This window comes from Paenibacillus paeoniae (assembly GCF_003388735.1).
GTDB lineage: Bacteria > Bacillota > Bacilli > Paenibacillales > Paenibacillaceae > Pristimantibacillus > Pristimantibacillus paeoniae.
On record NZ_QUBQ01000001.1, the window covers coordinates 587,510 to 607,808 of the forward strand.

Below are 20,299 nucleotides of genomic sequence, written 5' to 3' on the forward strand. Positions count from 1 at the left end.
GAGACCAGCATAGTCTGCAAAATAAAAAGGACGGACAGCCGAAGCTGCCGCGTCCTTGGAAAGGTGTGACGAAGACTACATCTTCATAACGCCGCCAGTGCTGGCGGATGTAACTAGATGAGCGTAACGCGCTAGGTAGCCGCGCTTGATCTTCAGTTCGAAGCCCGGCCATTCGGCACGACGCTGCTCGAACTCTTCATCGCTGATCAGCATGTTCATCGTACGGTTGTTCATGTCGATCTCGACGATATCGCCATCGCGCACGAATGCGATAGGTCCGCCTTCAGCCGCTTCCGGAGAAGCGTGACCGATACTAATACCGCGGGATGCGCCGGAGAAGCGTCCATCCGTGATGAGGGCCACTTTCGCACCCAGACCCATGCCGACAATCTGCGATGTAGGAGCAAGCATCTCAGGCATGCCTGGACCGCCTTTTGGTCCTTCATAACGGATTATTACGACATGGCCTTCTTTAATCTTGCCGTTAGCGATGCCAGCGAGTGCATCATCCTGAGAATCGAAGCAGATGGCAGGTCCTTTGTGGTAGCCGCCAACCGACTTGTCGACTGCACCCGTTTTAATGATGGCGCCATTTGGTGCAAGGTTGCCGAACAGGACAGCTAGACCGCCGCGCTCTGTATGCGGGTTGTCGATGGAGCGAATAACATCGTTATCTTGTACTTCACAACCTTCAGCATTCTCGCGCAGCGTCTTGCCAGTTACAGTCATTGTACCGCCGTGAAGCGCGCCTTCCTTCTTGAAGAGTTCGTTCAATACGGCGCTTACGCCGCCCGCATTGTGAACGTCTTCGATATGATAATCGGATGCCGGAGCGATTTTAGCCAGATGCGGCACGCGCTCAGCAACTTCGTTAATGCGCTCGATCGGGTATTCGATACCTGCTTCATGAGCAATGGCCAATGTATGAAGCACGGTGTTCGTGGAACCGCCCATCGCCATATCGACAGCGAAAGCATTGTCGATCGCTTCTTTGGTTACGATATCGCGTGGCTTCAGGTTAAGGTCGATCAGCTTCATCAGCTGGCGTGCAGCTTCCTTAACGAATTCTTTGCGCTCTGGCGCAACCGCCAGAATCGTGCCGTTGCCCGGAAGAGCAAGGCCAAGCGCTTCCGCAAGGCAGTTCATGGAGTTCGCTGTGAACATACCGGAACAGGAGCCGCAAGTCGGGCATCCGTATTGCTCAAGCTCAAGCAACTGCTCGTCGTTGATTTTGCCCGCTTGGTGCGCGCCTACGCCCTCGAATACGCTGGAGAGGGAGATTGGGCGACCGTCGGATGTTTTGCCGGCTTTCATCGGTCCGCCGCTGACGAGCATCGTCGGGATGTTGACGCGAAGTGCACCCAGAATCATGCCCGGGGTAATCTTGTCGCAGTTCGGAATACAGATCATGCCGTCGAACCAGTGTGCATTCACGACTGTCTCTACGGAGTCCGCAATGATTTCGCGGCTGGCAAGGGAATAACGCATGCCGATATGGCCCATGGCAATGCCGTCGTCTACGCCGATGGTATTGAACTCGAACGGTACGCCGCCCGCCTCGCGAATTGCTTCTTTGACCAGTTTGCCGAATTCCTGCAAGTGAACGTGGCCTGGTACGATGTCGATATAAGAGTTGCATACCGCGATAAACGGTTTGCCGAAGTCTTCTTCTTTCACGCCTGCAGCGCGCAGCAAGCTGCGGTGTGGCGCGCGGTCGAAGCCTTTTTTGATCATGTCGGAACGCATTCTTTTGGCCGCCATAAATGTAGAACCTCCTTAAAAATAGCCAGAGCGCTGCATGCGCCCCGGCGCCTATAAGCTAAAATAATGAATACTCATAATTTTATCATAACGGACAACCGTTGGCTATATGAAGGGAAGCACTGGCAATATCGGATCGCTTATTAAATAATCCTTAAGAATGACTTAAGCTTTGTGAAAATGCGGCTTTCCCGATTACGTTTCGACTTCGGTTCATGTATAGTAGAAACAACAAATTCAAGGAGGATGAATGGTGTGGAGCGTCGCGTATTGATCGTGGACGACGAGCGGGAGATCGCCGAACTGATCGAAATTTATTTGAGAAACGAAGGATTCCAGACAGAGGTTGCATTCGATGGCGAACAGGCAATAGAGGCCTTCGATCGCGAGGCTGCCGATCTTGTCATTCTAGATATTATGATGCCCAAGCTGGATGGGCTGGAGGTCTGCCGCAAAATTCGCAAGGATCACCATGTGCCCATTCTGATGGTAAGCGCCAAGACTGGCGATATGGATAAAATCATGGGACTGATGACAGGTGCCGACGATTACATTACGAAGCCGTTCAACCCGCTTGAGCTGATCGCCAGAGTGCGCTCTCTGCTGCGCCGTTCCTACCAGTACAGCAAGCCTGCAGAAGGTGGCGCTAGCCGGGAGAGCGAAAGCAAAGAGCTGCGATTGGGCGCGCTGCGCATCGATAAGCTGAGCCATTCTGCGAATGTGGATGGCAGACCGCTTCATCTCACGTCTACAGAATTCGGTATTCTGCATCTGCTGGCGAGCCAGCCAGGACGGGTATTCAGCGCCGAAGATATCTTCCAGCAGGTGTGGAAGGAGAAGTATTTTGAATCAAACAATACGGTGATGGTCCATATTAGCAAGCTTCGGGACAAGCTCGAAAAGGAGCTGGGCGAGAAGCTGATTGTGACGGTCTGGGGGGTAGGCTACAAAATTGAAGGATAGCGTCGTATTCCGCCTCGTATTTCGGTCGTTTCTCAATATTGCGATTGCTGCTATCTTGTCTTTGGTGGGTGTCGCTCTGTTGTATGTCGTTGCGCTCTTTCTATCCAGCCAATTCCGGTCGTTTTGGTTTCTGCGGGATATCGGCAGGCTATTGCTGTACGATATACCGAATTCGTTGGGGCTGTTGTTTATATGGCTGATTCTGTTCTGCATCAGCTACTTCGCCCTGCAATGGATGCACTTTAGCGCCTTCGGCAAAATTAACGATACGGTTCGTCAGATCGCGGACGGCCAATTACAAATCAATCATCAAATCGTGGTTCGTCAAAGCAATGTATTCAGTATTCTGGCCCGCAACGTCAATCGTCTTTCCGAACGACTGCAATATGCGCTGGAGGAAGAACGCCGTGCCGAGCAGGCCAAAAACGAATTGATTACCAACGTATCGCATGATCTGCGCACGCCGCTTACTTCAGTTGTCGGCTACCTGGGTCTCATCGAGCAGGATCGTTATCGTGATGAGGTTGAGCTTCGTCATTATATTGCGATCGCGTATGAGAAATCGCAGCATCTTCATGAGCTGATCGATGACTTGTTCGAATATACGAGAATGAGACATGATACGATTGCGCTCAAGCTGGAGCCGATCAACCTGGTCGAGATGCTGGGGCAATTGCTGGTACAGTATCATATGCCGCTTGAGGAAGTGGGCATAGTGAGCCAACTGCACAGCGATGAGAAGCAGATTACTGTAAGGGCGGATGCCGGCAAGCTCGCGCGGGTGTTCGAGAATCTGATCGCGAACGCGATGTCCTATGGACGTGAAGGCAAGCGTATTGACGTATGGGTCACCTTAATGGAAGGCAAGGTTTCTGTAGCGATCGTCAATTATGGGGAGCCGATATCAGCCATTGATTTGCCGCATATATTCGATCGGTTCTACCGAGCCGATAAATCGAGAACCAGATGGTCAGGCGGTTCCGGACTGGGTCTTGCGATATGCAAAAGCATCATTGAGAAGCACGGCGGCACAATTGATGCGGACAGCAACTCCGAGCGTACCGTCTTCCGCGTCATCCTGCCTCTGCAGCATGTGGAAATATCAACGTAATTTCTATGGATTACAAAGAAAAAGATAGATAAAACTAAGAAGGTCTTAAGGTTTATTTATGAATCTATTACAGTCTCCTTAAGCTTGGCTGCCTATACTGATTAGTATAGAAGGCCTAAGCGAAAGGGGATTTTTTTGTTGAACATGACGGTAAAGACAAAATCAAGATATGGTGTGCGTTTGACTTTGGTAGCGGCAGTGATCGCAATTGTATATATGGGAGCCGGCTGGTTGAAGGACAGTTTTCTGAAAAAGGATGTGCTGCAGCTGGCATCGACATCCGCGATTCTAATCGATGCTGCGACGGGAGAGGTCATTTTTGAGAAAAATGCGAACGAGCCTCTTCCTCCGGCAAGTATGTCGAAGATGATGACTGAAATTTTGGTTCTCGACGCTGTAGCAGGCGGAGAAATCCGCTGGAATGATGTAGCGCGTGCGAGCCGCTACGCGGCAGCTGTGCCTGGAGCTAGAATGGATCTGTTAGAAGGCCAAGAGGTAACGGTCAGGGAACTGTTCGACGCCATGACGATTCATTCGGCCAATGATGCTGCTGTGGCGCTTGCTGAGCATATAGCCGGTTCTGAGGCAGCCTTTGTGATCTTGATGAATAAGAAGGCCGCCAGCATTGGGCTGTCGGATGGGGCCCTCTTCGGCAACGCCTCGGGTCTTAGCAAATCGGATATTGCGGCATATGCCGGTTCCGCCCATAAACGCGATACGCTGCTTACAGCGAAGGATACCGCCATTATCGCGGGGCATCTGATCGGCAAGTATCCGGAAGTGCTCGCGGTGACAAGCCGGGGCAGCGTCAATGTTTCGACCCAGAGGCAGACGCTTGCATCGACTAATCTGATGCTGGCTGACAAGCCATTTGCTTATTCCGGCAATGACGGGTTGAAGACCGGGTACACACCAGATGCAGGTTATTGCTTTACGGGAACGGTGAAACGGGATCAAACACGGTTAATCTCTGTCGTTATGGGAGCGGACAACATAGAATCCAGATTTTTGGAGACGATAAAGCTGTATGAATACGGTTTTCAAGTAAAAGGAAAGTCAGGACTAAGAACAGCGTTAGGTTTTTGATAGTATTGGATGATCTTATGTTACAAAAATGTCATTATTCCTTCGAGAAAATGTGAAAACCTCTTTAATCGGAATAATTTATGTTATATTATATAACATATAAGAATGCGTTTTCTTTTGGGCTTTGTGGCCTGATCGAAGAGTGAATACATTCCGGAGGGGGAGAGTGGATGTGGCTTTGACCGAACGGGAAAAGGAGATGTTGCTTAACGCCATAGCGGCTGATTTGGCAAAACGGCGATTAAAGCGCGGTGTAAAGCTGAATTACCTGGAGAGTGTGGCATTGATCACATCCCGCATGATGGAAGGAGCGAGCGAAGGTATGAGCGTGACGCAAGTGACTGAGCTTGCGCGAAGCGCGCTGCGAAGAGATCAGGTAATGGCCGGCATTGCGGAGATGCTTCGGGAGGTCAAAGTAGAAGCAGACTTTCCGGAGGGGACGCGTCTAGTCATTGTGCCATACCCTATAACGGGCTGAATGCCCGCACAATTGGTTGAAGCCAGCCGGATCTCGGGAATCCGGCTGGCTTCATTACTATTGTCTATTATTGACGTTACACGGAGTCAAGTCTATACTGTGTTCAAGAAATCGGGACTAAAGTCCAGAGGGGAGAGACACGGCCCAGATGACTTCTATGGATGAAAGAATGGAATTAATGAAGTCGCTTGACGAGGCGTTCCGCGAGGTTAGGAAGCTGATTTTGGCGGAGTGGAACAGGGAGAATGAGCATGCCCTTGGCATGACGCACGGCCGAATGCTAATTATTTTGTCAGAATCCGGCCCCCAGAAGGCATCGGCGCTTGCGGAGGGACTCCAAATTACGAGCGGCGGAGTAACCGGTATTGCCGACAGATTGATTGAGCTTGGTTATGTATCGAGGGAGCGAAGCGAGGAAGACCGGCGTGCCGTGATGCTTATGCTGACCAAGAACGGTGAACACATGGTCCAAGCGATGCTTAACGTAAGGAAGAAAGTGATGATCAAGCTATTCCGGGGCATGGGTACGGAAGACATGGAGAAGGCGCTCGACCTGTTTTCAAAGATGAAGCACAATATGGAAAGCGAATATTGAAAACGGAACCAATGTTACAACTTCTTGACGATTATTTAAGCGGCATTGCTTCTATTCGTTGATCATATAGAATTCTGCTCATTGATCATGTAGAATAAAGTAGAAAAATGTCGAATAAATAGGATTGACAAATCCCTATAAAACTACTAGGATAAATAGGAATTAGAATATTTCACGGACAAAAGAAGGGGAGATCGTCATGAAGAAACATCTGGTATTGCTGCTGACACTGGTACTTGCTATTAGCGTTATCGCGGCATGCGGTTCCACGAACAATAATAAAGGTAATGAAGGCAAATCTCCGGCGAACGGCGGAGACACGGATAAAGGCAAGAAGCAACGCATTGCGCTTGTTCTGCCAGAACAAATCGGCGTCAACCCGTTTTTCGCATTGATGGATGAAGGCTTCAAGCGTGCCGGTGAAGAATTCGGCGTTGAAGTGAAAACAATCGAATCGACAGACCCTGCGGGCTTCGAGCAAAACCTGCGTACAACTGTCGCTGAAAACTACGATCTGATCATTACAGCAACTTTCCAAGCGGAAGATGCTCTCAATAAAATAGCTCCGGAAAATCCGGACAAGTCGTTCGCTATTATCGATACTGTGGTTGATCTGCCTAACGTTCGCAGCGTTGTATTCCGCGAGCATGAAGCGGCTTTCCTACTGGGCGCAACTGCTGGTCTTTCCACAAAAACGAATACGGTTGGCGCAGTTGTAGCGATTGACGCTCCGCTGCTGAGCAAGTATACGGAAGGCTTCAAGCAAGGTCTGGCTTACACGAATCCAGATGCGAAATTCCTGGTTAACTATGTAGGCGGCTTCGATGATTCCGCGAAGGGCAAAGAGCTTGCTATTCTTCAACACTCCAAAGGTGCTGACTTCATCGCAGGTATGGCTGCTGTAGGCGACCTTGGCGTATTCGAGGCAGCGAAAGATCTTGGCTTCTATGCATCCGGCCAAGACGTAGACCGTACAGAGCTTGACCCGGAGCATATCGTACTGTCCCAATTGAAAGGTACAGACGCTGTAGCTTACGAGACGGTAAAAGCTTTTGCTAACGGAAACTTCGAATTCGGAGCTGCGGACTACGGCGTGAAGGAAGACGGCGTAGGTGTAACCTTCATTACAAAAGACAGCAAATCTCCGCTGAGCCCGTTCATTGGCCAAGAAACGGTAGATAAAGTAAAGGCTATTGCGGAAGACATCAAATCGGGTAAAATTGAAGTCGTTAATCCATTGGCTAAATAATACCCAGATACCCAAAGTTGAATATCCCATGATACCGGCTGCTACCCGCAGCCGGTTTGCTTGTTGAAAGGAGCGACGATATGCTGCTGCAAATGGACAGTATAACGAAGACATACGGCAACGTCACGGCGAACAGCGATGTGAGCTTTAATCTTCACAAGGGAGAGATTCATGCCATTATTGGCGAGAATGGCGCAGGCAAGACGACGCTTATGCGCATTTTGTACGGCATGGAAACTCCGACAAGCGGCAGTATCCGACTGAACGGGAAGCCGGTTTCTTTCCACTCGCCTACGGATGCCATCAACAATGGCATTGGCATGGTGCATCAGCATTTTATGTTATTTTCCTCCTTTACAGTCGCCGAAAATATCGTGATCGGCAGAGAGCCGTCGTCGCCTATCGGATTTGACCGGAAGGCTGCTGCTTCCGTGACGGATCAATTGGCCAAGCAGTACGGCATGCCTGTTGATCCTTGGGCAAAGGTCGGAGACTGCTCTCTTGGCGTTCAACAACGCGTGGAGATTTTGAAGGTCCTCCATCAAGGAGCGGAAATTATTATATTGGACGAGCCTACTGGCGTATTGACACCGCTAGAGGTGAAGGAGCTGCTGGCAGCGATTAAGAGCCTTGCAGCACAGGGCAAAAGCTTTATTCTCATCAGCCATAAGCTTCAGGAAATTATTGAAGTGGCAGACCGGATTACGGTGCTGCGCGACGGCAAAGTGACGGGAACGGTCCAAGCTGCGGATACGGATGAGGAGCAATTATCGAAGCTAATGGTAGGCAGGGATTTGGTCAAGCTGACTCGCGAGAAGAAGCAATCGGGGAAGCCAGTGCTTGAGGTTAACTCGCTGTCCATACGGGGAGACCGTACCAAGCCGCTGCTAAGCGATGTTTCCCTGCAAGTGAACGAAGGCGAAATTGTCGGCATCGCAGGCATATCCGGCAATGGACAATCGGAGCTGCTGCAGGCGATATCCGGACTGTTGAAGCCAGATAAAGGTTCGGTTAGGCTGCTCGGGCAGGATGTAACGGGCGCGCCTGTCGGGGATATTCGTCGCGGCGGTCTCGCGCACATTCCGGAGGATCGCTATCAATGGGGCGTATCGAAGGAAGCCGATGTGCTGGAGAATGGCTTGATGGGACATACGGCGCGTCACCACAAGCTCGGCCTATTGCGCGGTTCATCGATTAGAGGGATGGTAGCGGAATGGGTAGAACGCTTCGGCATTAAAACCGGATCGCTGAATACGAAAGCGCAGTTTCTCTCCGGCGGCAACCTTCAGAAGCTGATCGTGGCCCGCGAGCTTGCGCAGGATACGCCGTTTCTCATTGCGGCTGAGCCGACTCGCGGCGTAGATGTAGGCGCTATGGAAATTATTCATAAGGAATTGCTGCAGCGACGCAGTGCTAAAGGTGCGATTTTGCTAGTTTCCTCGGAGTTGACCGAGGTGCTGAAGCTTTCAGATCGTATTCTGGTTATGTTCGAAGGAAAGATCGTCGGCGAGTTGATGGCTGAGACGGCGACTGAGGAGAGAATCAGCTTGCTAATGGCGGGAGGTAAACACGTTGGATAAGGTTACGGCAACTTTGCGCTCGCTGGTGCAGCCGCTTCTGGCGGTAATCGTTGGCCTTGCGGTTGGTGCGATTGCAATCGTTATTGTCGGCGGCTCCATTACGGAGACATACGCGGAGATGTGGAGAGGCGCATTCGGCAGCTTCTACTTCCTGACGAACACGCTAACCCGGGCAACCCCCATTATATTGATCGGTCTTGGCGTAGCGCTCGCCTTCAGAGCCGGATTTTTCAATATGGGATCGGAAGGGCAAATGGTGCTTGGCGCGCTAAGCGCAGCGCTGACAGCGATCTATATGCCGGGACCAGGCTGGCTGAAGATGATTGCAGCTATATTCGCCGGCATGATCGCTGGCGGTATCTGGTCGGCATTCGCGGGATGGCTGGATGCCAAGTTTCGCATGAATTTGCTTATCACGACGCTGCTGCTTAACTATATTGCGACTTATTTTGCCGCTTATATGGTTACGTATCCGTTCAAAGACAAGACGGGATCGGCTGCGATGTCCCAGACCGTGATGCTGGGCCGGGAGGCTTGGCTGCCCAAGCTGTTCCAGGGGATGACCTTGCATGTAGGCTTCCTCCTTGCTGTAGGGGTTACGATTCTGATGTTTCTGTTCATGAAGCATACAGTGAAGGGCTATGAGATTCGCATGATGGGCGGCAATCCGCTGTTCGCAAGCTATGGCGGCATACAGCGCGGCAAGTTGATGCTGGCAAGCATGTTCGTCAGCGGCGGTCTGGCCGGACTTGCCGGTTCGGTCGAGGTTCTGGGTACGCAGTACCGATTTATCGACGGGGCGCTCACTTCTCCGGGCTATGCTTGGTCGGGCATTATGGCGACCTTGCTGGCCGGCTCGCATCCGATCGGAACGGCGCTGGCTGCTATTCTGATCGCAGCGCTTCAGACTGGCGGAATGGGCATGGAGCGGAATACGGATGTTCCGCTGGAAGTATCCAGCATTATTCAGGCGGTATTGATTTTGTTCGTATCCGCCAAGCTTACGTATTCATTCATCAAACGGAAGAAAGCGGGGGCGAAGAATGGACGGGCTCTTTGATATTTCGTTGTTCGCTTCAGCTTTGCGGACCGTAACTCCCATCTTGCTGGCCGCGCTTGGCGGCGCGATTTGTGCCAGAGTGGGACTGTTCAATGTCGGCTTGGAAGGGATGATGCTGGTCGGCGCATTCACTGCTATAGTGGGCAACTACTTAACGGGCAATATTGTAGTTGCCGTATTGTTCGCGATGATGTGCACACTACTATACTCCTTGTTATTCGGATATATGAGTATCCATTTGAAAGCGAATGTTATCGTCGTCGGGATATCGCTGAACTTTCTAGCGCTCGGGCTGACGACGTTCTCGCTGCGGGCGATCTTTGATGTGAAGGGTGCTTTTTATGATAAAAGCATGAAGGGATTGCCGAAATGGGATATTCCGTTCATCAAGGATATTCCTTATGTGGGAGATATACTCTCGGGTCATTCGGCGCTCGTTTACTTGTCTATTCTGATTGTGCTTGGCTTGCAGTACTTCCTGTTCAAGACGGTGACTGGCTTTAGGCTGCTGGCAGCAGGCGAGAACCCGACTGCGGCGAGAAGCATTGGCATCAAGGTATCACGCATTCAATATGGCGCTGTGCTTCTGAGCGGCGCACTTTGCGGACTGGCTGGCGCTCAGCTGTCTCTTGGCAACGTGACGATGTTCACGGAGGGCATGACTGCCGGACGCGGATTTATTGCACTAGTTGCTACAATGCTCGGCCAATCCAATCCGCTGGGCGTTGCCGGTGCAAGCTTGCTGTTCGGCTTTATGGAGTCGCTCAGCATCAGGTTGCAGGGCTTCGCGCTGCCGACGCATTTTACGATGATGGTGCCCTATGTGGTGACGCTAATTGCGATGTTCTTCTTCAAGGATAAGAGCTATTTGCAGGAAGCTCGCAAGGCGAATGAGAGCTCGCGGTAAGCTAAGGCGCTGCGAGAAACCATTGTTGTTCCGATCGCTGTTGCAGCCGGAAGATTCTGATTGTATAGGCTAAAGGTTATCTTCCGGCTGCAAAGGCGAACACTTTGTTTCTACACAACAATAGTTTCTCTTCGCTTATAGCTTAGATTTGAAATGATGTTGAACAGAAATAATAGGGAACAGAAACCATAATCGCTGCTTGAATGATTCGATTTGAAGAGCGGACCTCTAGCAACCAAGACGGGGCGGCAGCTTGCCAGTGACGGCAAGCGTCTCGCCAGACCTTTGAACATCTTTGGAGGAGTGATAACTGACATGCACAACAAGGCCGCACGACTGAAGAAAGTGTCTCCCAAAGTATTCACAGTACCGGAAGAAATTGCACATCGTGTGCCGCCAGGTCAGACTGTAACGGAACGATTCCCGATCTTGCATGAAGGGGAAGTGCCGGAATACGATCTGGATACGTGGACGCTTCGGGTGTTCGGCGAAGTTGATCAAGAAAGTGTGTTCACTTTCCAGCAATTACTGGAGCTGCCACAGCATAAGATTATGCGCGATATCCATTGTGTGACGCGCTGGTCGAAGCTGGATACGGAGTGGGAGGGTGTACGCTTTGCAGACCTTCTGCCACTGCTCGGTGTAAAGCCGGAAGCGAAATATGTGATGATCCATGCAGACCAGGATTATGACACAAACGTGCCTTTGGAGGATTTGTTGCTGGAGGATGTTATATTGGCGCACCGGTTCGACGGAGAGCCGTTGACCGACAAGCATGGCTGGCCCATGCGTCTTATTGTGCCCCATCTGTATTTCTGGAAAAGCGCGAAGTGGATTCGCGGCATTGAATTTATGAAGGAAGATCGTCCCGGCTTCTGGGAACGCAATGGCTTCCACAACTATGCTGACCCATTCCAAGAGCAGCGATTCAGCAGCGATGATAACAATATGCCTGAAGACGAATGGCTGAAAAAGGAGTTTGATTAATATGTACTTGCCTATCCTGCAAGTGAATGCGGAAGATTTGCCGCCATATGCGATTGTATGCGGCGACCCGAGACGTGCGGAAGCAATCGCGTCGAAGCTGACGAATGCGACGGAGCTTGCTTTTGCGCGTGAATATCGCACATTCGTGGGCGAATACGATGGCGTTAAGCTTGCTGTCGTCAGCCATGGCGTAGGTTCCGCTGGCGCAGCGGTATGCTTCGAGGAACTCATTCGCGGCGGCGTTACGACGTTGATTCGTGTAGGTACGGCAGGCTCTTATTCTGCCGACCATCCCGCAGGCAGCCTCATCGTCAGCACAGCAGCTGTTCGGGCCGAGGGCCTGACTAAGCAGCTAGTGCCGGATGGCTTCCCGGCTGTAGCGGATAGCGCGATCGTTGATGCGTTGTACGAGACAGCGAAGGAAAGCGAAGGAATCGTCAAGAAAGGAATTACCGTTACGCTTGACGTATTCTTCAACGGGGTGGTAGAAGTGCCGCACAAGCAATACAAAGCGGCAGGCGCGCTGGCAGTGGAGATGGAGATCGCTGCGCTATACATCGTAGCAACGCTTCGCGGGGCAAAAGCAGGCGCCATACTGGCGCTGGACGGCTATGCCGATTCCGATCTGGCAGCGGATTATGATCCGCACACCGATGCTGTGGCGAACGCGATCGAGCGCGAAATCGTAACAGCGCTGGGTGCAATCGCGAAGCTTGCTAAAGCATGAGGTATATAAAGCGTAAGTCATCCAAAATGTAAGGTATGCAAACATAGGACATACATAAGAGGGCTATCTCAAAAACGATAGGCTCCTCTATAAGCAGGGCCAGCTATTGCATGTCTGGGAGCGCTTAATGAGGAGCCTATCGAGGGTTCGGTTCGTAGAACCGTTGAGATAGCTCTTTTTTTGTTTCTCTGAGAAATCGCAATTCCCGCTAGCCCAGTTGAGAGAAGGAGAGGGGCAGATTGGCGTTACATTGTCGCTCCTCCGCCGAACTCGGAGTAAACCAAGAATTAGCGTTGCTAGGAAACGCTAAATTGCTGGAAACGGCAGAATGGAGCAAATAGCATCGCCACGCACCGCTAATTGGTTCATTATGCTTCCTTGGGAGCATATTTTAGATCAATAGGATTGAGCTTGGCGTTCGGCGGGCTCCACTTTGGCGGGCCGTACTTGCGCATATAGCCTAGTGTGTTGAGATAGTCGTTCACAGGCTGCTCTTCATCCAGCGTGCGAAACAGCTCCCAACAAGCGATGACATCATTAAGCGCGCGATGACCGCCGACCAAAGGGATAGCGTAGCGATCGCACATATCTTTTAACGTATGCGGGTAGACATGTCTCTCCCGGCTGATCGTGAGGGTATCTATGAAATCATTACGGAACGAACGGCCCGCAATACGCATTAAAGAATGATGAAGGAAGCTCAGATCGAACTGGGCATTATGAGCGACGAGTACATGGTTCCCGATCATCCGGTTCAAAATGCGGAACGCAGTGTCCTCATCCATCCCGCATGCCGTCATATCGTCGGTGATGCCAGTAAGCTCGGTTATTTTTGACGATAGCTTGCCGTCATATTGGACTAGTGTACTGAATTCGCTTGCGATCTCGCCATTGACAACGCGTATGGCCGCCATCTCAATAACGCGGTCGTTTTTGGGATCGAGCCCGCTGGTCTCGAAGTCGAATATAGTAAAGGATCGTTCATGCAAAAGAGTCATGCGTGTTCACCACTTTTTTATGTAAATTCGTAGAGCACTATCTTTATAACTTCTACATGGACGCCCGATTCCCTTCTTCTCAAAGCGAAAAGCCCCAGGAGCGGCGCGCTTGATAGCGGCTTCCCAGGGCATATTTTGCTAAGGATTAGTGATTGTTGCCGGACGCATTTCCTTTTTTGTCCGATGATTTGGTTTTGGTGTTTTTGTTGCCATGTCCTTGCTGCTTCGCCATGTTATCGACCTCCTTTCCGTTTGGCATCCATAGTGTACGGTTGAAGGGATACGAACTATGCAATGAATTCACCCAACTTCGCAATTCTCTCTTTCTATCTTCCATGAATGTGATAAACTGTTGGTAGATTATAGACGTACATAAGAGGCTTCATTCAACGGAGGAACGCCAGATGCGACTGGGACATGGCTTGCAGAGAATTTGGACTGGGATTATAGGCGAAGATTTGCAGCCGGAGCGAAAGCTAGGTAAGCAAGCAGTAACGGCATTGATTATTCATAGCTGCTTTCAATTTGGTGCGTCGATGTCCGGTTTATTTTTGAACTTGTATTTGTGGAGACTGACTGAGGATCTGGTTATTAATGCCGTCTACAATATTATCAGCTTTATTATTACGCCTATAGCCTTTGCTGTCGGCGGGTGGATTTCCAAAAAATATGATCGCATGGTGACCTACCGATTAGGTATTGTCATGATTGCGTTTTTTTATTTGCTTGTTATTTTGGCGCAGGAGCAAGTGCCGAATTATTATATATGGTTTGCAATCTTTAATGGTTTTGCGACTGGCTTCTACTGGACGGGGTACTTGGTGCTGCAATACGATGTCTCGACAGAAGCCAATCGGATTCGTTTTCTCGCCATTAATATGGTCACGTTCAACTCTGCGGGATTGGCTGGACCTGCACTCGCGGGCTTCGTTATTCAACGGAATGACGGTTTGTCCGGGTATATGATGATCTTCACGGTTGCTTTTATCATGTTCTTAATCGCCGCGCTGATCAGCTTCCGGATTCCAACAATCAAGACTCATCACAAGACGTATTATCTAAAGCTGATGGGCGAGGTCATGAGGCGCAACAAGCGATGGGTAAAAGGCTTATACAGCTTTCTGGTGCTTGGCTTGTTCCAGGGAATTATGCTGTTCTTGCCGAACATTCTGCTATTCCAGGCTGTAAATCGGGAGGACTGGGTCGGCTATCTCGGCGTCTTCTTCTCAGGGCTGACAGTGGCAACGGGATATGTCATCTCACGCAAAGCTCAAAAAGAAAATGTACGCAGATACGTGTTCCTGGCAACGACCGGAACGGTGCTGGGCGCAGCTTTGCTGCTCATTCAAGTTGAGCTATGGTCAGTTGTCTTGTTCATGATCCTGTTCTCCATCTGCAATCCGCTTGCCATCAACACATTGACTTCCTATTACTATCGAATCATTGGGGAGCTCCCTTTGAAAGGCCAGCTTCGCATCGAATCGGTCGTCATGCGCGAGCTGTTTCTGAACATTGGACGGGTATTATCGATTGTACTGCTTGCGATATTCGGCTCCGATCTGGAATCGATCTGGATGCCGGTCATCCTGTTTAGCGCGGCGGCGCTTCAATACGCTTTGGCGTGGCTCATTAGCGAGGATCGGCCCAAGGCAGATGCGAAGCGGGTTTCTTAAATAAGTTCGACATAGAATCAAAAGAAGCAGCGGCTGAGCCGTTGCTTCTTTTTTGGAGAGTCTAGTGCAGCTCTTGAATGCGATGCTTTTCTCAACATGAATTATGATATTCACCACTGGCGATGACATGCTTGACTTGCTTCATAAGCCTCTTCAGCCGCTGACGGATTATGAAATGCTAATGATGTTTATCATAAGCTTAAGCTCGTTGCGGTGGAGTCAAGATACGGTTATGTTAATTTTTTGGTAACGAACGGACGAAAGTGCAGGTGACAGGGATGAGACGGGAAGGGTTAATGCTTGCGGTATGCGCGGTTTTGATCGTAGGCGTATTTTTATGGCTGAATAGCTGGAAAAACGGTACGGCAGTGAAACCGCATTCGCTTGTGATCAACGTTGGAGAAGAGGCGGATACGGTCCGCACGTTCACATGGCAAAGCGGGGGCAAGCTGAATCGAAGCCTGGTTCAATATATAGAGGGCAACAGCCGTGATGTGGATTGGAGCAGTGCGCAAGCAAGAACGATAGAGGGCACATCGAATCGGATCAAGATCGATGGAGATGCGCGTACAGTTCATAAGGTGACGATAACCGGTTTGCAGCGCAGCCAAACCTATGCGTACCGGATAGGGGACGGAACGAAGAAGGGCTGGAGCGCGACGGGAATATTTTACACCTATTCGCCAGACGATTCCGGCGACGGCTTTACTTTTATTAATGTGACAGACTCGCAAGGAAAGACAGAGGCGGACTTCAAGCTGTGGGGAGATACGTTGAAGCAAGCGTTCAGCTATGTGCCTGAGGCAGCATTTATCGTTCATAATGGCGATTTGACCGAAAATCCAAAGGATTCGAAAGTTTGGGACGCATTCTTTCGCGAAGCTGCCCTGTGGCTCTCGTCGGTTCCGCTTATGCCGGTTACGGGTAATCATGAGGAGGTGGAGGACGATGCGGAGCCGTTCGTCTCTTTGTTCAACGTGCCGAAAAACGGTGCAAAAGGCTCCATTAACGGGACTACCTATTATTTTGACTACGACAACGCCCGGTTCATCATGCTTAACACGGAATCCAATATAAGCGGACAGACGAAGTGGCTAGAGGATGTATTGGCGAAAAATACGCGGAAATGGGTGATCATCTCCCTTCATCGAGGGCCGTATGGGGGCAATCAGAACAAAAACATCGGAGATTGGGTGGAGCTGTTCGACCGATATGAAGTGGATCTGGTGCTGCAAGGACATAACCATGAATACGCGCGCTCGTATCCGCTGCGGGCCGGAAAGATTGCACCCGGTAACGATTCGCATGTGCTGGATCGCGCCGGAACAGTCTACGTGGTGACGAATGCAGCCGGACAGAAGCTGAACGAGAAGAAGAAGGATCAGTTCTACCACAAGGCGCATCTCCAGAATGGCAAAAGGATGTTCGCCGCTATTCGAATCAGCGGGAACATCCTTCGGTATGAGGCGTATGATACAGACGGCAAGCTATGGGACGAGTTCGTGCTGGAGCATACGTTGCCATAGCCCTCGTGAAGACTTACTCACACGAGTCTGTAGTTTGATCATAGGACAGAGGAAGCGAGATAAGGAACGAAGTTCCCTCGCCAATTCTGCTGTCCACGCCGATATGCCCGTGATGGGCTTCAATAATCGATTGCGTAATTGCAAGCCCGAGCCCGGTTCCGCCTCGCGCGCGCGAGCGGGATTCATCCCCCCGGTAGAAGCGCTCGAAGATATGAGCGAGATGAGCAGGAGCAATGCCGGGGCCATTGTCCCGAACTTCGAGGTGAGCGACCTCCCCGCTATCCCCAAGAATGATCTCGATAACACCAGTCTCGGCATCCGTATATTGAACGGCATTGTGGAAGAGGTTCAACACCACCTGCTTAAGCTTATCCCGGTCAATGAGGGCCGTGACTTTGTTAGTGACGCGTACCACGCAGAGTCGGTTGCCAGCCAGCAGTGCGAGCTGAGGTTCCATCTCCTTCAGCAGCAGATCGAGCCTTGCCGGCTCCAGCTTGAGTGGCGCGGTCTGCTCAAGCCTGACCAACTGAAGCAGATCCTCCACCAGCTTGTTGACTCTCTCTGATTCCGTCTTCATGCTGGCGAGCGCACGCATGAGCTGCTCCCTATCCGCAGCCGCCCCTCTAAGCAGCACCTCGATAAATCCGTGCAGGGAAGTAAGCGGCGTCCTCAGCTCATGAGACGCATCTGCGATAAAGCGTCTCATCCGTTTATTGGTCGCGCGCTCTTGCTCGAATGCGGTATCGAGTCGCACAAGCATGCTGTTGAACGCTTCGGACAAGAAGTCGATCTCAGATTGTCCTTGTCGCTCCGGCAGCCGCGTGTTCAGGCTGCCTGCATCTGTCAGCTCTGCTGCCCGTACGACCTTGGAGAGCGGATGCAGCGTTCTTCGCAGCAGAGGCAGATACAACAGGAGTCCTGCAATCAGAGCTGCCGCGGCAAGCGCGGCGAAGATGGCGACTTGGATAAGCAGCTGCTTGCGCAGCGATTCCGTCTCGACGGCAGCTTGCAGCAAGCTGCCGTCCTTGTCGCCGGGCCGGGAGGCTTTGCGGAATACGGCCATATATTGCGTTCCATTGTCTGCTGTGATGAGCTGATAGTCGGGACGTTCTCCGGCTTGAAGCTTTTTACGGATTTCACTGTATCCCTTGATGCCTAGCAGAGGTGTCTCCCTCGAATCAAGGCTTCCTTCTTCGGTCACCGCCTGCGCTTCTCCCGCTGAATCAATGATGATCAACGAAAATCCGGGCTGAAATAATAACGGAGAATCCGGTCGCACTTTGCCGTGATGGCGAATGCCGGGTTCTTTGCCATCCAATCGAAACAGTTCCGGCGGCAGGGACATGAGCTGGGCGTTCAGCGCCTCTGCCTTGTTCCGGTATAGAAAGTCCCTCATAAACAGGAATTGCAGGGTGCCGATCAGTATGAACAGTGCCGCCAGCACGAGCAAAGAGCGGACTAGCAGCTGCAGCCGAAGCGAACCGGGCCGAAGCTTGCGGAGGAAGATGCCGTTATGCGCTCTCATGGCAAGTCCATTCGGTATCCGGCGCCGCGAAGCGTCCGAATGAGCCGGTGTTCCTTGTCGCCAAGCTTCTCTCGGAGGGAGCGGATATAGACCTCGACGATATTTTGCTCCCCGCCGAAGTCATAGCCCCATATCTTCTCCAACATAAGCGACTTGCTCAGCACCACGCCATGATTCATAACCATGTATTTCAGAAGCGAATATTCCGTTGGCGACAATTCCGCTACTTCATCCCTGTAACGAATCTCTTTGCGTTTATCATCAATGCGGAAGGGGCCATAGGTCACCTCGCCCAGCAAGTTGGGGAATTGGTTGCGCAATCTGGCGTGAATCCGCGCCAGCAGCTCCTCAAAGCTGAATGGCTTGACCAAGTAGTCGTCGGCTCCCAGTGACAGACCGTAAACACGATCCTCCACCTCATCTTTGGCAGTCAGCATGATGATGGCCACTTGCGACCCCTCTTCCTTTAATTCCCGGCATACTGCAAATCCGTCCATATTCGGCATCATGACATCAAGTATGACGACATGCGGCCGGAGTTCGGCCGCAATCTGAAGCGCGCTCTTGCCGTCTTCGGCTGTTATGATATGTGCCCCTTCATTCGCAAGTCCCATCTCCAAAAACTGCACGATAGCCGCCTCGTCATCTACGATAAGAATTTTGATCCCGTTAAGGGTTTGCATCCGTTGTCCTCCACTTAATGGCTTGTTTCTCTATTATGAGCGCATGAAGGATAATATCCAACTCCTTGCTGCCGAAAAAGGGTTATTTTCAGCAAATATTCAGCTTGCGGATTTTTTTTCATTTTGATGAAATGAAATGCGATTTTTGGGGATAGTAACGGTGGTAGCAACAATCCAATCAGGCTGACAAAAGGAAGGTGCAAACGAATGAAGGATAAGCAACTTGAATCTTATACGAAAAAGAAAGTGGGCACGGGATGGCGCACGGCCAAATACTTAAGCGTGGCACTCATTACGCTTGCGCTGATGTTCAGCTTGCCGAATACATCTCTTGCTGTAGGTAAACGCGCGAAAGGACCAGATGTCTATGTCATTCAAGGCATGCTGAAGTCAATCGGCAGCTATGGCGGCCCTATAGACGGTTATTATGGCCCTGCAACGGTCAAAGGCGTCAAGTATTATCAAAAGACGCATGGACTATCTGCAACGGGTTCAGTGGATGTGAAGACGCTGCAATCCATCAGCTATTCCTATGCGAAAGCAAAAGGCGCAGCTGGCCAAGCAAAAGCTCAAGCGAAGAGCAAAGCGAACGGCGCAGGTAAAGGCGGCGTAGGTAAAGGCGGCGCAGGCGGTGGAGCTGGTGGTGGCGCAGGCGGCGGCGCAGGCGGTGGAGCTGGTGGTGGCGCAGGCGGCGGTGCTGGTGGTGGCGCAGGCGGCGGAGCTGGTGGTGGCGCAGGCGGCGGAGCTGGTGGTGGCGCAGGCGGCGGAGCTGGAGGCGGTGCAGGCGGCGGTGCTGGTGGTGGCGCAGGCGGCGGAGCTGGAGGCGGTGCAGGCGGCGGAGCTGGAGGCGGTGCAGGCGGCGGAGCTGGTGGTGGCGCAGGCGGCGGAGCTGGTGGTGGCGCAGGCGGCGGAGCTGGAATCGGCGGCGGTGCAGGCAAAGGCGGCATCGGCGGTGGAGCTGGCGGCGGCAAAGGCGGCAATATCGGTGGCGCTGGTGAAGGTAAAGGCGGCAACATCGGCGGCGGCGGAGCAGGAAAAGGCGGCAATATCGGCGGCGCTGGTGAAGGTAAAGGTGGCAACATCGGCGGCGGCGGAGCAGGCAAAGCGCCAGGCGGCAATGTTGGTGGAGGCGGAGCAGGCAAAGCGCCAGGTGGCAATGTTGGCGGCGGTGGAGCGGGCAAAGCACCGGGCGGCAATGTCGGCGGAGGCGGAGCAGGCAAAGCGCCAGGCGGCAATGTCGGCGGAGGCGGAGCAGGCAAAGCGCCAGGCGGTAATGTTGGCGGCGGTGGAGCGGGCAAAACGCCTCCGGGCGGTAAAGTTCCGCCAAGCGGCAAGATTGACAGCCAGCCGCGCAGCCAGCAATAACAGGTAACCATACAAGCCGTCTCGA

18 protein-coding genes are annotated in these 20,299 nt (G+C 51.8%); 14 read left to right on the top strand and 4 right to left on the bottom strand.

Annotated features, from left to right (window positions below; genetic code table 11):
• Nucleotides 1-75: 75 nt before the first annotated feature.
• Entirely contained in the window at nucleotides 76-1,761 is a 1,686-nt protein-coding gene (gene ilvD / locus DX130_RS02685; RefSeq protein WP_206098754.1) for a dihydroxy-acid dehydratase, read from the bottom strand.
• 255 nt (nucleotides 1,762-2,016) lie between these two features.
• Between ilvD and DX130_RS02690 the strand changes: the two genes are divergently transcribed.
• The 11 genes from DX130_RS02690 to DX130_RS02740 all read left to right on the top strand — a co-directional run bounded on the left by DX130_RS02690 (nucleotide 2,017) and on the right by DX130_RS02740 (nucleotide 12,504).
• Nucleotides 2,017-2,724, top strand: a complete 708-nt coding sequence (locus DX130_RS02690; protein ID WP_240644256.1) for a response regulator transcription factor — start codon at nucleotides 2,017-2,019, stop codon at nucleotides 2,722-2,724.
• On the top strand, nucleotides 2,714-3,835 hold the full coding sequence (locus DX130_RS02695) for a sensor histidine kinase (RefSeq protein WP_240644273.1): 1,122 nt from the start codon (nucleotides 2,714-2,716) through the stop codon (nucleotides 3,833-3,835). Before DX130_RS02690 ends, DX130_RS02695 begins: the two co-directional genes overlap by 11 nt.
• Nucleotides 3,836-3,979: 144 nt before the next feature.
• Nucleotides 3,980-4,921, top strand: coding sequence for a D-alanyl-D-alanine carboxypeptidase family protein (locus tag DX130_RS02700; RefSeq protein ID WP_240644459.1), 942 nt, complete (start codon nucleotides 3,980-3,982; stop codon nucleotides 4,919-4,921).
• A 172-nt stretch (nucleotides 4,922-5,093) separates the two neighbouring features.
• Complete coding sequence (gene ureA / locus DX130_RS02705; protein ID WP_116045690.1) at nucleotides 5,094-5,399, top strand: urease subunit gamma; 306 nt, start codon at nucleotides 5,094-5,096, stop codon at nucleotides 5,397-5,399.
• A gap of 148 nt (nucleotides 5,400-5,547) precedes the next feature.
• The gene (locus tag DX130_RS02710; protein WP_116042624.1) at nucleotides 5,548-5,994 is read left to right on the top strand and encodes a MarR family winged helix-turn-helix transcriptional regulator; all 447 of its coding nucleotides are present in this window, start codon (nucleotides 5,548-5,550) and stop codon (nucleotides 5,992-5,994) included.
• Between the two features lie 199 nt (nucleotides 5,995-6,193).
• Complete coding sequence (locus DX130_RS02715; protein ID WP_116042626.1) at nucleotides 6,194-7,243, top strand: BMP family lipoprotein; 1,050 nt, start codon at nucleotides 6,194-6,196, stop codon at nucleotides 7,241-7,243.
• An 80-nt stretch (nucleotides 7,244-7,323) separates the two neighbouring features.
• The gene (locus DX130_RS02720) at nucleotides 7,324-8,823 is read left to right on the top strand and encodes an ABC transporter ATP-binding protein (RefSeq protein WP_116042627.1); all 1,500 of its coding nucleotides are present in this window, start codon (nucleotides 7,324-7,326) and stop codon (nucleotides 8,821-8,823) included.
• Nucleotides 8,816-9,883, top strand: coding sequence for an ABC transporter permease (locus tag DX130_RS02725; protein WP_116042629.1), 1,068 nt, complete (start codon nucleotides 8,816-8,818; stop codon nucleotides 9,881-9,883). Before DX130_RS02720 ends, DX130_RS02725 begins: the two co-directional genes overlap by 8 nt.
• A complete protein-coding gene (locus DX130_RS02730) occupies nucleotides 9,867-10,790 on the top strand; it encodes an ABC transporter permease (protein WP_116042631.1) in 924 nt (307 codons plus the stop codon). The genes DX130_RS02725 and DX130_RS02730 overlap by 17 nt, the downstream gene beginning before the upstream one ends.
• A 315-nt stretch (nucleotides 10,791-11,105) precedes the next feature.
• Complete coding sequence (locus DX130_RS02735; RefSeq protein ID WP_116042633.1) at nucleotides 11,106-11,777, top strand: sulfite oxidase-like oxidoreductase; 672 nt, start codon at nucleotides 11,106-11,108, stop codon at nucleotides 11,775-11,777.
• 1 nt (nucleotide 11,778) lies between these two features.
• Nucleotides 11,779-12,504: a nucleoside phosphorylase gene (locus DX130_RS02740; RefSeq protein ID WP_116042634.1), complete on the top strand. Its 726-nt coding sequence runs from the start codon at nucleotides 11,779-11,781 to the stop codon at nucleotides 12,502-12,504.
• 368 nt (nucleotides 12,505-12,872) lie between these two features.
• On the opposite strand, the gene DX130_RS02745 is transcribed toward DX130_RS02740, so the two are convergent.
• The gene (locus DX130_RS02745; protein WP_116042636.1) at nucleotides 12,873-13,502 is read right to left on the bottom strand and encodes a 3'-5' exonuclease; all 630 of its coding nucleotides are present in this window, start codon (nucleotides 13,500-13,502) and stop codon (nucleotides 12,873-12,875) included.
• Nucleotides 13,503-13,906: 404 nt separating this feature from the next.
• Here DX130_RS02745 and DX130_RS02750 point away from each other — a divergent pair, with 404 nt between their 5' ends.
• Nucleotides 13,907-15,175 (top strand): MFS transporter, encoded by a 1,269-nt coding sequence (locus tag DX130_RS02750; protein WP_116042637.1) that lies wholly within the window; start codon nucleotides 13,907-13,909, stop codon nucleotides 15,173-15,175.
• Nucleotides 15,176-15,453: 278 nt separating this feature from the next.
• Nucleotides 15,454-16,701 (top strand): purple acid phosphatase family protein, encoded by a 1,248-nt coding sequence (locus DX130_RS02755; protein ID WP_116042639.1) that lies wholly within the window; start codon nucleotides 15,454-15,456, stop codon nucleotides 16,699-16,701.
• Nucleotides 16,702-16,714: 13 nt separating this feature from the next.
• On the opposite strand, the gene DX130_RS02760 is transcribed toward DX130_RS02755, so the two are convergent.
• The gene (locus DX130_RS02760; RefSeq protein WP_116042640.1) at nucleotides 16,715-18,226 is read right to left on the bottom strand and encodes a sensor histidine kinase; all 1,512 of its coding nucleotides are present in this window, start codon (nucleotides 18,224-18,226) and stop codon (nucleotides 16,715-16,717) included.
• Entirely contained in the window at nucleotides 18,223-18,909 is a 687-nt protein-coding gene (locus DX130_RS02765; RefSeq protein ID WP_116042642.1) for a response regulator transcription factor, read from the bottom strand. Before DX130_RS02765 ends, DX130_RS02760 begins: the two co-directional genes overlap by 4 nt.
• A 207-nt stretch (nucleotides 18,910-19,116) precedes the next feature.
• Between DX130_RS02765 and DX130_RS02770 the strand changes: the two genes are divergently transcribed.
• Nucleotides 19,117-20,274, top strand: a complete 1,158-nt coding sequence (locus DX130_RS02770; RefSeq protein WP_133297878.1) for a peptidoglycan-binding domain-containing protein — start codon at nucleotides 19,117-19,119, stop codon at nucleotides 20,272-20,274.
• Nucleotides 20,275-20,299: the final 25 nt, after the last annotated feature.